The following is a 14813-nucleotide window of genomic DNA, read 5'->3' as shown; positions in this document are numbered from 1 at the left end:
ACCATGCCGCCCCTCGCCCCTGCAAGCCCAGAACCTCCTAGAACCATGATAAAAGATTGAAAGCTCAGGTAATTTTGCCGGTAACCAACCCGTAATACCGCTAGTTTTACCTTGTGGCCGGTTTCTCTGCGTCCTCTTTCTCCGTTCTGGCATATTCGGCCAGACATTCGGAGCTTCAGGCATTCGGAGCTTAAAGCAGCAGTTATGAGCTGCCGCCGACACGTCACAGTTATGGCACAGGGCCTGCACCAGCCCTCGCCAGCTCTACAGACGCGGCCAGCTCAGTTGCTGGCCGCCTGCGGCGCCACACCCGGCTCAGCTGCCAGGGGATCTGGAAAACTCATGGAAGGTCCGGTAGGCGGCGCACTGAGAGTGCACAGGCTGTTGGGCTGGATACGCGGCTCTCCGTGAGGCCCAGCCACCAGCAGAGCGCTTCCGGGCTTGAAGGTGCACACTTCCCCCGGCTCCTGCACGAAAGCTGGCGGGTCGGACACGCGATCCTGCCAGGCGATGCTGACTTCATCCCCCTTGGCCTTATCTGGATTTTTCCTGTCCGGGATTTCTCCAGCGGCTTTCCCGCTCTCTGCCGGATCAGCCGGCACAACGGAAAGAATCGTTATCTGGCGTGGTTCGGTAACAATAGGTGACTTTCCAGCAAGGTTTTCTTTAGCGGGAAGCTGATCAGGCCGGGCTTTGCCGGAGCTTTTCCGGAGGTACTGCAAATTCACCTGGCCGGAACCGGAAGCAGCCGGCGCTGCCATGACAGCCGTGTGCAGCGCGGCACTCGGCGGGCTAACGCCTGCCGGTTTAGCCGGTGACCTGCAGCCGCCCAGACCCAGACTAAAACAGGACAGGCCTGCTGCCAGCGCCATCCTGATTCCAGCCCGGCTGCTCTGCCGCCCGCGACAAGGATGGCGGTGTGGCCTACCGGACAGCTTCGAAACTGACTTTGCCGAAACGAACATTCGCCTTTCCTTTATGCACTTCGCCTGCAAGATCACCTGGCGGGACCCGGCACAGCACTGCAGGGAGAGCTTGCCAGGGAAAACAGCGTACGGGAAAAGACCGTCATGTCCACCTCGGCCCCTGCCCTGTCCCAGGCTTCAGGCACGCCTGCCGCCCAGGCACGTGCCTGTGCCCTGCCAAACCTCTGGCTGCCTTACTGCCAGATGCAGACTGCCCCCCTCCCGCCGACCGTCTCCCATACACAGGGCACATCGCTCTTTCTGGCAGACGGGCAGGAGCTGACGGATGGCGTAGCTTCCTGGTGGACAGCCTGCCATGGTTACAACCACCCCCATCTCCAGCAGGCCCTGCTGGCCCAGGCTGGTCGCATGCCGCACGTCATGTTCGGCGGGCTGCTGCATGAGCCGGCCCGAACACTTGCAGCACGGTTGGCGGACCTGCTTCCCGGAGACCTGGAGCGGGTCTTCTTCACCGATTCCGGTTCGGTGGCCATGGAGGTCGCAGCCAAGATCGCCCTGCAGTATCACATGAATAAGGCGCGAACCGGGCATGAGCCGCAGGCAAGCCAGCGCCGCAGGCTGCTGTCCTTCAGGGGCGGATATCACGGCGACACAATGGGCATGATGGCCGTGTGCGACCCTGAAGAAGGCATGCACGCCCTGTTCGGTCCGGCCCTGCCAAGCCAGATCCTGGCTGATCTCCCCACATCGCCCGAAAAGCTTGCGGCCCTAGAGACCCTTCTCAGCACACGGGGGCACGAAATCGCCGCCATGCTGGTGGAACCCCTCGTACAGGGCGCAGGCGGCATGGTGTTTCATCCGCCTGAAGTCCTGCAGACCCTGCGCCGCCTTTGCGACCGTCATGGCATTCTGCTGGTATTTGATGAAATCTTCACGGGCTTCGGTCGCACCGGCACCCTTTTTGCCTGTCAGCAGGCAAGCGTCGTACCTGATATCATAGCTCTTTCCAAGGCCCTGACCGGCGGTATGCTACCCCTGGCAGCTACCGTGGCGCGCAGGGGGATTTTTGATGCCTTTCTTTCCGAAGCCCCTGAAGCTGCCCTGATGCATGGCCCGACCTTCATGGCCAATCCCCTGGCCTGCGCGGTCGCCAATGCCTCGCTGGATCTGTTTGCGCGCGAACCGCGGCTGGAGCAGGTCGCCGCCATCAGCAAGCAGCTGCGCGAAGAACTGGCCCCCTGCCGTACGCTGCCGGGAGTGAGAGACGTAAGGGTCATGGGCGCAATCGGCGTTGTGGAACTCGAAAAGCTGGATAACGCCCCTGAGCTCGGACGCCGCTTCATGCAGGAAGGGGTCTGGATCCGGCCTTTCCGCAATATCGTCTACCTCACCCCCGCTTTCACCATCACGCCTGAACAGCTGCGGAAACTGACCGCAGGCCTCTACCGCGTCCTGAAAGCTGAACTGACGCAACAGCCACGGCCCAAACAGTCTCCACCTGGTAAGACCCACAGCACATGAGACGTGATGTCACGTCTCCTCCCGGCAATATTGAACAGCCACCGGAAAGTTCCTTCGCCCCCTCCAGGCAGGGAAGCCGGTTGCAGGACGCCCTGATTTCTGCCCTGGCCCAAAAGGCGCAGACCCATACGCGGCGCTTTCCCAGAGCCATGCAACGTTCGCGGGAAGGGTTGGCCCTACAGGGCCGCACGCTGGTTGATCTGTCTTCCAATGATTATCTCGGCCTGTCCCAACATCCCCTGCTGCGGGAAAGAGCCGCCAGCTGGGCGGCGCGTTTCGGCACGGGAGCGGGGGCGTCGCGCCTGGTGACGGGCACGCTTGAGCTCCATCTCGCGCTGGAAGAAAAACTGGCCCGCTTCAAGAACTGTGAGGCAGCTCTGCTTTTCGCAACCGGCTGGCAGGCCAATGCCTCGATCCTGCCCGCCCTCGACCAGCTCTCCCGCCTGCAGACCGGGCATGAGGCGCGCATGTTCTGTGACCGGCTCAACCATGCCAGCCTGCACCATGGCTGTGCGGCCGCTGGCGTGCACCAGAAACGTTTCCGCCACAATGACCTCGGCCATCTGCGCCAGCTGCTGGAGCAGCACACCTCTCACGGCGGGCTCAGCTTCATCGTGACGGAAAGCGTTTTCTCCATGGATGGCGACCGGGCCGACCTGGCCGGGCTGCGCGCCCTGGCTGATGAATTCGGCGCTTTTCTCTATGTTGATGAAGCCCATGCAACCGGCATCCTCGGCCCCGGCGGAACAGGCCTGGCCGGCGCCCTAGCTGACCTGGCCGTTCATACAGCCAGCAAGGCGCTCGGCGGCATGGGGGCCTTCGTCTGCGGCTCTTCCGCGCTCTGCGCCTGGCTGTTCAACCAGGCCTCCGGGCTTGTGTACAGCACTGCCCTGCCTCCCACTGTGTTGGGCGCGATGGACGCCGCGCTGGAGCTCGTGCCCCACATGGAGCGGGAACGCCAGCATGTCGCCCGCCTGGCCGCAGACCTGCGCCGGGTTCTGGAGCAGCGCGGCTTCGGGGCCGGTCCTTCAACCACCCAGATCGTGCCGCTGATCATCGGGGAGAACGCAACCGCCTTGGCCCTTGCCGAAAAGCTGGAGAAAGCCGGTTTTCTTGCCATGCCCATCCGCCCGCCCACCGTTCCGCACGGCACGGCGCGGCTGCGCTTTTCCCTGCATGCGGGTCTGCGGGAAGAGCAGCTTGAAGCCCTGGTCTCGTGTCTGCCATCAGGACCTTTCGGCAGACAGGATCCTGGCTTGGCAAAGCGCGTATGAAGCCGGTCATGAAGACCTTCTCTTCACCTGTCACTTCTGCGCCTGAAACCCCCGTCCTCTATCTGTGTCATGGCTGGGGCTATGATTCCGGCTTCTGGAACGCCATGCTGAGCCATCTGCCTGGCTGGCGGGCAGTCTGCAGTGAGGCCGGTTATTTCACGCCCGACCGCCCTCCCGTGATGCCCGAGTGGCCGAAGCGCCCCTGGCTGGCGGTGGGACATTCCGCCGGGGTGCAGGACCTGCTGCAGCGCTTTGGCGGACACTGGCCCGCAGGCTGTCGCGGTCTGGCCAGTTTCAATGGCTTCGCGCGTTTCACAAGCGCTCCCGATCATCCCCAAGGCATGGCCGAGCGCGTGCTGAGCCGCATGGAACGCCGTCTGCTCACCCATCCCCGGGAAGTACTGACGGATTTCCGGCAGCTTTGCAGTCCGGATCAGGCTACTGCTGATCTCCTGATTGACCTTCCAGCGCCTGACATGTCCCGGCTGCGGCAGGGCCTGATACAGCTGCGGCAGCGCGACTGCCGCGGCCAGCTCAGCCAGATGCACCGCCACAGGGCAGGGAGGCTGTTCAGTCTCGTCGGCGGGCGCGATCCCCTACCTCCCGCACGGCTGGGGCCTGTGCTGAAAACAATCCCTGAAGAGAGTGCTGACCCGATTCAGGTCACCTGCCTTCCGCAAGGGGGTCATCTGCTGCCCCTGACACATCCGGCATTCTGTGCCCGCTGGCTGGAAAAAATCTGGGCTAAGTCAGAGACGGAGGCAGAACAGGGGTCAGAGTTTCCTTTTCAGGAGGAAAACCCGTGCTGACGCCACGCAAAGCCGCCATTGCCGCCCGGTTCGGCCAGGCGCGGGATTATGACCGGCAGGCGCATGTGCAAAGGATCTGTGCCGAGCTGGTGGCAGAGAAGGCCTGCGCCAGGCTGCCTTCTGCGCCAAACACACAGCTGCGCATTCTCGAGCTGGGCTGTGGCACAGGCTTTCTCAGCGCCTGGCTGCGCCAGGCCTTTCCGGCTGCCACGCTGTGGCTGACCGACCTCTCACCTGAAATGCTGCAACGCACCCGCCAGCGCCTGGAAACCCGGAATTCTTCACTCAGTCATTTCTACGGCCAAAATTTTTTTCACGTCATGGATGGGGAAAATCCGGAAGCGGACGAACCAGAGGGTTTTGCCGCACCGTTTGATCTCATTATTTCCAGCCTGTGCCTGCAGTGGTTCGAACATCGCCCGAGCGCTCTGCAGAGACTCTGCCAGCGCCTGGTTCCCGGCGGGCTGTTTATCGCCGCAACGCTTCTGCAGCAGACGCTTCAGGAGTGGCGTGACAGCTGCGAGGCCACCCGGACACCCTGCGGCCTTCCCGACTGGCCTGCGCCCGCCACCCTTCAGGCGGAATGGCCCGATAGGCTGGGCAGCGGCAACTGGGAAGTGCATGACCTGCAGGAAAAACGCCGTTCAGGGCGCGATTTCCTGCAGGGGTTGCGGGCCATCGGTGCAGCCCTTCCGCGCCCGGACCACCGCCCGGTCTCCGCTGCGGCGCTGCGGCGCACGCTGGCGTGGTTTGATGCCCACCACGATTCTGTCACCTACCAGATCGGATTGGGCACCTTCAGGACCCATGGCCCAATTTCTTCCCCTGCCTCCGCCAGGCAAGACCCCGTCCTGAAAGGGTTCCTTGCAAATGACTGACTCTTTTCGCGCCCTTACCGGCGCTGATGCCGAGGGCTTCAATACCTGCACGCCTGAAAGCGTGTTTGTCACAGGCACCGATACCGGCATAGGCAAGACCCTGGTCAGCGCTATCCTGGTCCGAGCCTGGAAAGCGACCTACTGGAAACCCTATCAGACCGGCCTGAGCGATGAAGCGGGCGACGGGCCGGAAGTCAAAGTGCTGTCAGGCTGTGCGGAGGAGGACATTCTTCCCCCCGCGGCCCTGCTGCAGGCCCCACTCTCTCCCCTGGCAGCCGCACAGCGGGAAAACAGGACTCTCCACCCCCTCGCGCTGGAGCTCCCCCGGGCGCGCCAACCCCTGGTGGTGGAAGGCGCTGGCGGCCTGATGGTCCCCATCGCTCCGGGCTGCCTGATGATCGATCTCATCGCCCATCTCAAGCTGCCGGTCGTGCTGGTTGCACGCGGCGGGCTGGGCACGCTCAACCACACGCTTCTAAGTCTGGAAGCCCTGCATCACCGGGGCCTCCCGCTCAAAGGGATCGTGTACAGCGCCAACAGCCCGGCCCAGAAGGAAAACCGGCATCTTGTCGAGACCTTCAGCCAACAGCTGGCGGCACCCTGCCTTTTTACCCTGCCTGATCTGGATTCGATCACCCCCCGCACAGTGCAGGTCTTCGCGGAAGCTCTGAGCCGGAGGAGTCCCCCTACCAGGGCCCTGTGACCTCTGCCCGGTGCTTGAGCAGGGATTCAGGCTGCCCGATTTATCCGCATTATGGAGACCCCTGCCACTAAGTCGCCACTTCAGCGGGGCATGAAGGCAGGTTAGGAATACCTCTGCTTGCTCTCTTCCCCGTGCGAACAGCCCGATTCCGGTCTCCTTCACCCGGACAGGCAATCGTGCGGCAAGATCGGTCAAGCAGGACCAACCAAGACAGGAACGGCAGGCACAAACATGGACATTCGGCGTCGCGATCTGGTCAGGGCGAGCATGGGCACGGGCCTGAGCCTGTCGGTTCTGGGCCTGGCTTCCCGCCAGGCACGAGCAGGCGAGCCACAGCCGTCGTCACAAGCTCCCGCTCAGGAAGAACCGGAGACCGATAGCCAGCCGGACCCTGCCAGCACCCCTTTCGACAGTACAACCGTGTCGGAACTGGCGCGCGCGCTTTCACGCCGACCCTACAAGGCCCCGCCACACGGACTGCCCGCCGTTCTGGCCGACATGTCCTTCGACCAGTTCAATTCCATTATTTACGATCCCGCCAAGGCATTGTGGGCCGGCGACCATCTGAACTTCGATGTCGAATTCTTTCCGCGCGGTTATCTCTACAAGCCGCGCGTGAACATGTACGAGGTGCAGGACGGCAGGGCCACCCTGATCCCTTACAGTCCTGACCTGTTTCAGTACCGCAACCCCAAGTTGAAAGTGGACAAGGATATCGGGTTTTCAGGGCTTCGGCTGCGCTATGCCTTTGATCCGGGCCATCTGCAGGAATGCGCGGTCTTCCTGGGCGCCTCCTATTTCCGCGCTACTGCACGCGGCCAGGTCTACGGGCTTTCGGCACGTGGCTTCGCCAAGGACACAGGCACCCTCAAGGGCGAGGAGTTTCCGCTTTTCCGCGCCTTCTGGCTGGAAAAGCCGGCAGCTGACAGCCATGCCCTCGTCATGTACGGCCTTCTTGACAGCCCGTCACTGACCGGCGCGTTCCGCTTCACCATCCGTCCGGGCGACACCACTCTTTTCGACGTGCAGTCCGTGTTCTATCCGCGCGTTGATATTGCAGGCGCAGGGATCGCGCCCCTGACCGGCATGTATTTCTTCGATTTCAACGATCACGACCACGTCGATGACTGGCGCCCTGCGGCCCATGACAGCGAAGCCCTGCAGATGTGGACGGGTGCCGGGCAGCAGCTTTACCGCCCGCTTACCAATCCGACCGACCTGCAGCTGGGTGCTTTTGTCGATTCCGGCCCTTACGGCTTCGGCCTCATGCAGCGCCGCCGGGCTTTTCATGACTATGAAGACCTCGTTCTCAAATACGAAAAACGGCCTTCCCTCTGGATCGAGCCGGTGGGCAACTGGGGGGACGGAACCGTCAATCTGGTGGAGATCCCCACTCCAAGCGAGGTCAACGACAACATCGTTGCGTTCTGGCGCCCCAAAGAGACGCTCAAGGCGAACCAGGCCTACAGCTATACCTACCGCATGTATTGGGGCTGGGACACGCCCTGGCCCACGCATCTGGCCCGGGTTGCGGCAACACGCGTCGGCAATGTGGTGGATCACCCGGAACTCCGGCAATTCGTCATCGATTTCACGGGAGCGCCCTTCAGGACCCTTCCGCCGAACACGCCCTATCATCTGATCATTCACACCACCCCGGGTGAGATCCGTAAAATCACTCTGCTGCCCAATCCGCACATTCACGGCATGCGCGCCATGTTCCAACTGGCCCCCGGTGACGCAAAGCTCTGCGAGATGCAGGCGCAGCTGGCAACGGATAAGGGGCCGATTTCCGAAACCTGGCTCTATCGCTGGACGCCCTGATGACCGATCCGACTGCTCATCCCGCCCCCGCTTCTCCGTCACCTGGTGCACGCGCTTATCTGCCGCCTGACGCGCCGCTGGCCATGCCGGTGCAGAATCTGGACGCCGCTCCGGATCTGCACGGACGCCACCCCCGCAGGCTGCCAACCCGCCCGGCCTGGCTGTGGGCACGGCGGCTTTTCGTGTTCGGCGGTGCGCTGGCGCTGACGCTTTTCAGCGTCGACAAGCTCAACAGGGTCTTCAACTCTTTCGGCATGAGCACCCTGGGGGTGATCATCCTCATTCTGTTCGCCATACTGAGTTTCTGGATCTCGCTGTCCTTCACCTCTGCACTGGCAGGTTTTGTCTCCCTGCTCCGCCGCGGAGGGCTGGGGCTGGGCATTCACCGCCACGGTCCCCTGCCTGTGCTTGAAAAACGCACGGCCATCCTGCTGCCGACCTATAATGAGCCGCCCGACAAGATCATGGCCAATCTGCGTGCCATGCTGCGCAGTCTGGAAGCAACCGGTCAGCTGGGCGCTTTCGACGTCTTCATCCTCTCTGACACGACCAATCCCGACCTCTGGGTCCAGGAAGAGAAAGCCTATCTCGACCTGTGCAGAGAACCCTGGGCGCAGAATGTCTATTACCGCCACCGATTGAAGAATACCGACCGCAAGGCCGGCAATATCGGCGAATGGGTGCGCCAGTTCGGCAGCGCTTATGAAACCATGCTCACCCTGGATGCCGACAGCCTGATGGATGGCGGGCTGATCGTGCGCCTGGTCGGCGCGATGGAGAAACACCCCCAGGTGGGGCTGATCCAGAGCCTGCCCGTCATCGTGGAAGGCCGCACCCTTTTTGCCCGCCTGCAGCAGTTCGCCGGGCGGATCTACGGCCCTATGATCGCTCATGGCATCGCCTGGTGGCATGGCTCGGAGGGCAATTACTGGGGCCACAACGCCGTGATCCGCACCCGTGCGTTTGCCGAACAGGCCGGGCTGCCGCATCTGTCAGGCAAGCCCCCCTTCGGCGGTCACATTCTCAGCCATGACTTCGTGGAAGCCGCCCTGATGCGCCGCGGCGGCTGGGCCATTCACATGGTGCCTGGCCTGTTCGGCTCCTACGAAGAAAGCCCGCCCTCCCTCACCGACATCGCCATCCGTGACCGTCGCTGGTGCCAGGGAAACCTGCAGCACGGGCGCCTGCTGGCCACCAAAGGCCTGCACTGGATCAGCCGCTCCCACATGCTGGTGGGCATCGGCTCTTACGTCATGTCGCCTCTGTGGCTGCTGTTTCTGCTCTGCGGTATTCTCATCTCCCTGCAGGCGGGGCTGTCGCATCCGGAATATTTCGGCACGAAACGCATGCTCTTCCCCCACTGGCCCCATGTGGACCCGATCCAGGCGCGGGACCTGTTTATCGGAACGATGGTGATCCTGCTGGCGCCCAAAGCGCTGGCCTATATCGCCGCCTGTTTCGACCGCCACACCCGCGAAGGCTCGGGAGGGGCCGGGCGGTTGGCGCTTTCGGTGCTGATTGAAACGCTTATCGGCGGTCTCATCGCGCCCATCGCCATGATGATCCAGACATCGGGCATCCTCTCCATTCTCATGGGGCGCGATTCAGGCTGGAAAGCGCAGAACCGCGATGACGGGCGCGTCTCGATCAAGGAAGTGATGCACCGTTACTGGATCTACAGCGCCCTGGGCGTGGCGTTGAGCGTGGCGGCCTGGTCGGTATCGCTGCCGTTGTTCCTGTGGATGCTGCCTGTGCTGATCGGCCTTGTTCTGGCCATTCCCCTGGTGGCCTTCACTGGCAGCACCGCGATGGGACAGGATCTGCGCAAGGCAGGACTGCTGCTGATTCCCGAAGAAACACACCCGCCGCGCATCATTAAAATGGCCGAGGAAGAGGAAGGGCATGTCGACCATGACCCGGCTCTCGAGGCAAGCCTGGCGCTGCGGGAGAATGCCACCCTCCGCCGCGCCCATGAGGACGCCCTGCCCCCGCCGCGCGAGCCGGGCGATCCGATTGACGTGGCCCTGCTGGTCGGACTGCTGAAAGTGCGCGAAAGCACATCGCTCAAGGTCGCTCTGGAACGCCTGACTCCCAAAGAGAAATCCGCCGTTCTGGCCAATGCGGAAGGGGTGGAACTGCTGGCCGCCCTACCCCTGGAATAGTCTCGTTGGAGGCAGAGAAGCACACGAAAGAAGGGCTTGAAAACATGGGGGACATTTACGGGTTTACCCGCTAGGCTCATCTCCAGCAGCCTATCACCTCCGGCACGATCCCAAGCCGGTTGTTACTGGGTTTCAGACCCCCAATCCTTCAGGAGATTCACTCCATGTCCATTCAAGTCGTCTATAAAACCACCGCACGTGCCACCGGCGGACGTGACGGTGTCGCTGAAACCCTGGACGGACGTTTCAAGGTCAAGCTGGGAACGCCCAAAGAGCTCGGCGGCAACGACGAGGGCAACAATCCCGAGCAGCTTTTCGCTGCCGGTTACGCTGCCTGTTTTCTTGGCGCCATGAAATTCGTGGCCCAGCATGAGAAAATCACTCTGCCCGCCGATACCTCCGTGGAGGCGACAGTGGGGATCGGACCACGCTCTGAAGGAGGATTCGGCCTTGAAGTCAGCCTTTCTGTCTCCCTGCCGGGCATGCCGGCTGAAGAAGCCCGGGATCTGCTGAAAAAGACTGAAATCGTCTGCCCCTACGCCCATGCTACCAAAGGCAACATTTCCACCACCATCTCTCTGGCCAGCTGATATCAGGACCTGAAAAACCGGCTCACGCAGGGATAATTGAAAAGCCGGTCTCTCTTTTGTAGAGAGACCGGCTTTTCTGTCAGTCAGTTATCAGTCGGCAGGATACCCATATAACAGACCGGCTCAGACAGGCGGATGGGCCTGCAGGAGCTGGTAGGCAAACCACAGGAACACCAACCCGGTAAGGCGGTCCAGCAGATTGACGAACCAGGGCGTGTTGAGCAGCACGGCTGCCTTATTGGCCACCAGGGCTACGAACAGGTGGTAAGGCAGAACGATCACGACCTGAAGCACGGTGAGCATCAGGCAGAAAGCGACGGGATTGGCCAGGTCCGGCGGCATCACATGCGCATAGGCCGACAGGTCGAAAATGCCCAGCTGCGGGTTGAGCAGGCTGACCACCGCGCCGCGCCGGAACCAGAGCCAGAATGAGGAGGGCAACGCCCGATCCCGCGTCAGCTCCTGAGAGACCTTGGTCTCATCTTCAACCAGAACATTACGGGGCCTGAAAAGCAGCATGCCCCCGAGATAAGCCAGGTACAGCGCGCCGCCCCATTTCAGGATTTCGAAGGCCAGGTGCGATACGGCCACGATCTTGGCCAGACCGAACGCCGCTGCCACACCCCACAGGCCGATGCTGAGTGCCACGCCGAGCGCGGCCCCAACGCCTGCCTTTTTCCCGTCTCCCAATGACGTACGCAGGACGAAAATAAAATCCAGGCCAGGGGCGAGGATAAGGATGGCCCATGCGGTCGCAAAGCCGATGACCGCCTGCATGACTGGATCCATGAGTATGGATTCTCCTCTCGCCGATGAAACGCAGGGCCGGGATCAGGCCTTTCTGACGAATTCCGATTTCAGGTCCATGGCACCGACACCGGGGATCTTGCAGGCGATGTCATGACCGCCGCCGCCATCGCTCAACCGGATATTCTTGACCTTCGTTCCGGCCTTCAGGGTCTGGGAACTCCCCTTGATCTTGAGATCCTTGATCACCGTGACACTGTCGCCATCTGCCAGCAGATTGCCGACCGCATCCCGCACGCCGCCTTCCCCATTCTCCTGTGCGTCAGTCGTCTCCAGAGCGGGATTCCACTCATGGCCGCATTCCGGACAGACCCACAGGCTGCCTCCATGGGCGCCGTCAGGATAAGCATGTGCACAGTGGCATTTCGGACAGGCGGGATCGGCATCAACCATCATTTTCTCCTGAAATCAGAACGTTACCCTAACGGAATGCATGAACTTGCACCAGTGAGGAGACATGCCTAATCAGCGCTTCAACCCCCAACGCGCACCAAGAGTGGCCAGAAGAACATACAGAACCACAGTCAGCAGGCAGCCACAGGCCAGGGCCAGCCAGAAATTCATGCCATGGCGCAGACAGAGAGGAATCAGCAGAAACATCGGCAGGGAAGGCAGGATGTACCAGAAGGTTGCCCCGACATGCGTCTCCATCAGTTGCCGGTCCGGCTTTTCGACCCACAGCCAGACCATGCCCAGCACGGATATCAGCGGCAATGAGGCAATCAGAGCCCCTGCGCCGGGATAACGCCGGGAAACGCCTGCCACCAGCGCTATCAGTACGCCCGAAAGTACAGCCTTGAGCACAAAAAGCATTCAGGGCTGCTCCCAGACACGCAGAACCGCCTCTTCCACCCCGTTAAACCAGGTGCAGAAGCGGCTTATCCCTTCAGCCAGCGGGGTCGTCGGCCTCCAGGCGCAGGCAGCTTCCAGGCTGGCAGGATCCGCTTCCGTCTTCAAAAGATCTTCAGGCGGTCGGGGAGCTCTGCGCAGGCGCAGGGGTTTGTGCAGGCAGTCTGCCAGCTGCATTGCGAGGGTTTCCACACGGTCCGCTCTGCCCTTTCCCAGGTTGAGCACGCGTGCCCGGCCCGGCACTGATGGCTGACGCAGCAGGCGTGTTATTCCCTGCACCACGTCATCAATGAAAGTGAAATCCCGGGCCAGGTCCTGGTCCTGCCAGAGGGTCACCTCCTCCCCGCGCCTGAGGGCTGAGGCGAATTTCCAGCAGGCCATGTCTGGCCGCCCCCAGGGCCCGTAAACGGTGAAAAAACGCAGGCCCGTCAGAGACAGACCATAAAGACCCGCAAAGGTTTCCGCCGCCAGTTCATTGGTACGCTTCGTCACGGCATAAAAAGAGCCGGGGCGCCCCAAAGGCGCGGCTTCAGCGAAGGGCAGGCGGGCACCATGACCGTAAACCGCTGACGACGACGCATAGACCACATGCCGCAGCGCCGGCAGGTGTCGGCAGGCCTGCAGGAGGGCCGTATGAGCATCGATGTTATCATGCACAAACCTTTCCGGTATCCGGCCTGATTGTCGCACACCCCCCCGCCCTGCCAGATGAACCACGTCGCGAATGTGCGGATGGCGCTTCATGAAGCGCTCGACCTGTCCATAACCTTCCTGCGTTCCGCCCAGATCAAACTGGTGAAAGGCAAAATCGGGAACAGCCAGCAGAGGCTGCAGCCTGGCGCGCGCCAGGGCAGGATAGGCCCCAAGGCGATCGATGCCGATCACGTTCTCGCCTTCGGCCAGCAAAGCGCGCGCCAGAGCAGCACCAATGAACCCTGCCACGCCGGTGACCAGAACGGTCATGATGATCCTTCAGCCTGTTATTGGGGCAGCCTGTTGTTGGGGAAATATTTCAGCCCCTGCTCATTTTCCCGGCCCCTTGGCTGGACCGCTCCTGCCGTCATGAGCCGCAGTCCCATAAGCGGGGGAGCTGACCCGGTCTCCCACGACAATACCCAGCCTTGCTGTCGTCCCGCCAGGAAGTTCCAGCACGCTGCCGACAGGCCCTTCACTGCTCAGGATGGCTTCACTGCGCGGAATGGCGTCTTCGGAGATGGCATGGATGCGGTGGTCCTGGCTGATAAAGACAATATCGAGCGGGATCAGCGTGTTGCGCATCCACATGTCGCTTTCACGCGGTGTGGGCCACAGGAAGAGCATGCCTGCATCAGGGGCGAGATGCGTGCGGAACATCTCACCGACTTCCTGCTCACGCTCCGTGCGCGCCAGTTCGACGGTGAAGTGATGCACTGTCCCGTCCCGGCCCGTGATGCTCAGCGACGCTGTCGGCAATGGGGGCTGCGCCTGCGTGATCGGGGTTTCCTGGGCCTGTGCAGAGCGCACTACCACCGCCACGGCCAGAGCGCACAGCCCAACTCCCAGGGCTGCCCACCTGCAAACAGAACGGAAGCAGGCTGATCTGGCAGCGGATGCATGAAGTGCCATAGTACGGGTACGGGCACGGGTACTGGTCATGAGCTGTCTTTTCCGGGAGGTGGGAAACAGGCGTGAGGCGGCCCTGCAGGATCAGGATCTCGGAGGGTGTGACCGCTTTAGCGCGACGGGCGCAGTCAGTGAAAGCGGTCACAGGCAGGAGATTACTGAAAGAAGGGATTGTAGCGTTTTTCTTCTCCGATCGTGCTTGGCAGGCCATGGCCCGGTAGAACGACCGTCTCCTCAGGCAGGGTGAACAGCCGTTGATGGATATGGGACAGGAGTTCCTCCCCGTTGCCGTAAGGCAGATCCGTGCGCCCGACCGTTCCGCGGAACAGGGTATCGCCGGTCAGGACGCGTTTGGCCCTGCGGTCGTGAAACACGACATGACCGGGAGTATGACCGGGCACATGCAGGACATCGATCTCATGGCCCATCAGGTTCAGTGTTTCACCGTGGCGCAGGTAGCGGTCCGGCCTGACATTCTCCATCCCTTCCAGCCCCAGAGACGCGCCCTGCCGGGCGGCGCTTTCCAGCAGAAAATCATCTCCTTCATCGGGGCCGAGAATCGGCACGTGCCTGCCCTGGCGTTCTGAAAGCGCGCGCTGCAGTGCCGTCGCCCCGCCCACATGATCAAAATGACCGTGCGTAAGCAGGATGGCTTCCACTTCCCTGCCGTGCAGGAGGGACAGGAGGTGAGCCACGTCCCCGCCCGGGTCGACCACAACCGCATGCCCTGTCCCGTCACTGAGAATGGTGCAGTTCTGGCGCAACGGCGTCACCGGCACACTCTGCGCCTGCAGCGGGGGCAGAGAATCGGACTTGGAGGAAGCCGCACCGGTATCAGCGGCCATTCCTGCCGGAGTGGCAGGGGAAG

The 14813-nt window shown here is 62.1% G+C and carries 15 protein-coding genes; 8 read left to right on the top strand and 7 right to left on the bottom strand.

The window, feature by feature from the left end; all coding sequences use genetic code 11:
* Positions 1-281: 281 nt before the first annotated feature.
* A complete protein-coding gene (locus E3E11_RS04415; protein WP_141451343.1) occupies positions 282-494 on the bottom strand; it encodes a hypothetical protein in 213 nt (70 codons plus the stop codon).
* A gap of 576 nt (positions 495-1070) precedes the next feature.
* Between E3E11_RS04415 and E3E11_RS04410 the strand changes: the two genes are divergently transcribed.
* From E3E11_RS04410 to E3E11_RS04375, 8 genes are all read left to right on the top strand, one after another.
* A complete protein-coding gene (locus E3E11_RS04410; RefSeq protein ID WP_141451342.1) occupies positions 1071-2447 on the top strand; it encodes an adenosylmethionine--8-amino-7-oxononanoate transaminase in 1377 nt (458 codons plus the stop codon).
* A complete protein-coding gene (locus E3E11_RS04405; protein WP_231118810.1) occupies positions 2444-3721 on the top strand; it encodes an aminotransferase class I/II-fold pyridoxal phosphate-dependent enzyme in 1278 nt (425 codons plus the stop codon). The genes E3E11_RS04410 and E3E11_RS04405 overlap by 4 nt, the downstream gene beginning before the upstream one ends.
* Positions 3722-3729: 8 nt before the next feature.
* Positions 3730-4530, top strand: coding sequence for an alpha/beta fold hydrolase (locus E3E11_RS04400; RefSeq protein ID WP_195804960.1), 801 nt, complete (start codon positions 3730-3732; stop codon positions 4528-4530).
* Positions 4524-5408: a methyltransferase gene (locus E3E11_RS04395; protein WP_231118809.1), complete on the top strand. Its 885-nt coding sequence runs from the start codon at positions 4524-4526 to the stop codon at positions 5406-5408. Before E3E11_RS04400 ends, E3E11_RS04395 begins: the two co-directional genes overlap by 7 nt.
* Positions 5401-6111, top strand: a complete 711-nt coding sequence (gene bioD, locus E3E11_RS04390) for a dethiobiotin synthase (RefSeq protein WP_141451341.1) — start codon at positions 5401-5403, stop codon at positions 6109-6111. The genes E3E11_RS04395 and bioD overlap by 8 nt, the downstream gene beginning before the upstream one ends.
* A gap of 231 nt (positions 6112-6342) precedes the next feature.
* On the top strand, positions 6343-7935 hold the full coding sequence (locus E3E11_RS04385) for a glucan biosynthesis protein (protein WP_141451340.1): 1593 nt from the start codon (positions 6343-6345) through the stop codon (positions 7933-7935).
* Complete coding sequence (mdoH, locus tag E3E11_RS04380) at positions 7935-10097, top strand: glucans biosynthesis glucosyltransferase MdoH (protein WP_141451339.1); 2163 nt, start codon at positions 7935-7937, stop codon at positions 10095-10097. Before E3E11_RS04385 ends, mdoH begins: the two co-directional genes overlap by 1 nt.
* Before the next feature lie 164 nt (positions 10098-10261).
* Entirely contained in the window at positions 10262-10687 is a 426-nt protein-coding gene (locus tag E3E11_RS04375; RefSeq protein ID WP_141451338.1) for an organic hydroperoxide resistance protein, read from the top strand.
* A 123-nt stretch (positions 10688-10810) separates the two neighbouring features.
* Here E3E11_RS04375 and E3E11_RS04370 read toward each other — a convergent pair whose 3' ends face one another.
* From E3E11_RS04370 to E3E11_RS04345, 6 genes are all read right to left on the bottom strand, one after another.
* Positions 10811-11476, bottom strand: coding sequence for a LysE family translocator (locus E3E11_RS04370; protein ID WP_141451337.1), 666 nt, complete (start codon positions 11474-11476; stop codon positions 10811-10813).
* 42 nt (positions 11477-11518) lie between these two features.
* Positions 11519-11890, bottom strand: a complete 372-nt coding sequence (locus E3E11_RS04365) for a zinc ribbon domain-containing protein YjdM (RefSeq protein ID WP_141451336.1) — start codon at positions 11888-11890, stop codon at positions 11519-11521.
* 69 nt (positions 11891-11959) lie between these two features.
* Positions 11960-12307 carry a DUF3147 family protein gene (locus E3E11_RS04360; RefSeq protein ID WP_141451335.1) on the bottom strand — a complete coding sequence of 116 codons (348 nt, stop codon included), beginning with the start codon at positions 12305-12307 and terminating at the stop codon, positions 11960-11962.
* The gene (locus E3E11_RS04355) at positions 12308-13306 is read right to left on the bottom strand and encodes an NAD-dependent epimerase/dehydratase family protein (protein WP_141451334.1); all 999 of its coding nucleotides are present in this window, start codon (positions 13304-13306) and stop codon (positions 12308-12310) included.
* Between the two features lie 60 nt (positions 13307-13366).
* Positions 13367-13846 carry a DUF192 domain-containing protein gene (locus E3E11_RS04350; RefSeq protein ID WP_331250962.1) on the bottom strand — a complete coding sequence of 160 codons (480 nt, stop codon included), beginning with the start codon at positions 13844-13846 and terminating at the stop codon, positions 13367-13369.
* Between the two features lie 254 nt (positions 13847-14100).
* Positions 14101-14790: an MBL fold metallo-hydrolase gene (locus tag E3E11_RS04345; RefSeq protein WP_141452131.1), complete on the bottom strand. Its 690-nt coding sequence runs from the start codon at positions 14788-14790 to the stop codon at positions 14101-14103.
* Positions 14791-14813 lie beyond the last annotated feature (23 nt).

Origin of the sequence: Oecophyllibacter saccharovorans (assembly GCF_006542375.1) — a bacterium.
GTDB classification, from domain to species: Bacteria; Pseudomonadota; Alphaproteobacteria; order Acetobacterales; family Acetobacteraceae; genus Oecophyllibacter; species Oecophyllibacter saccharovorans.
The sequence above is the reverse complement of the archived record's forward strand: the minus strand, read 5'-3'. Positions and strand labels throughout refer to the sequence as shown.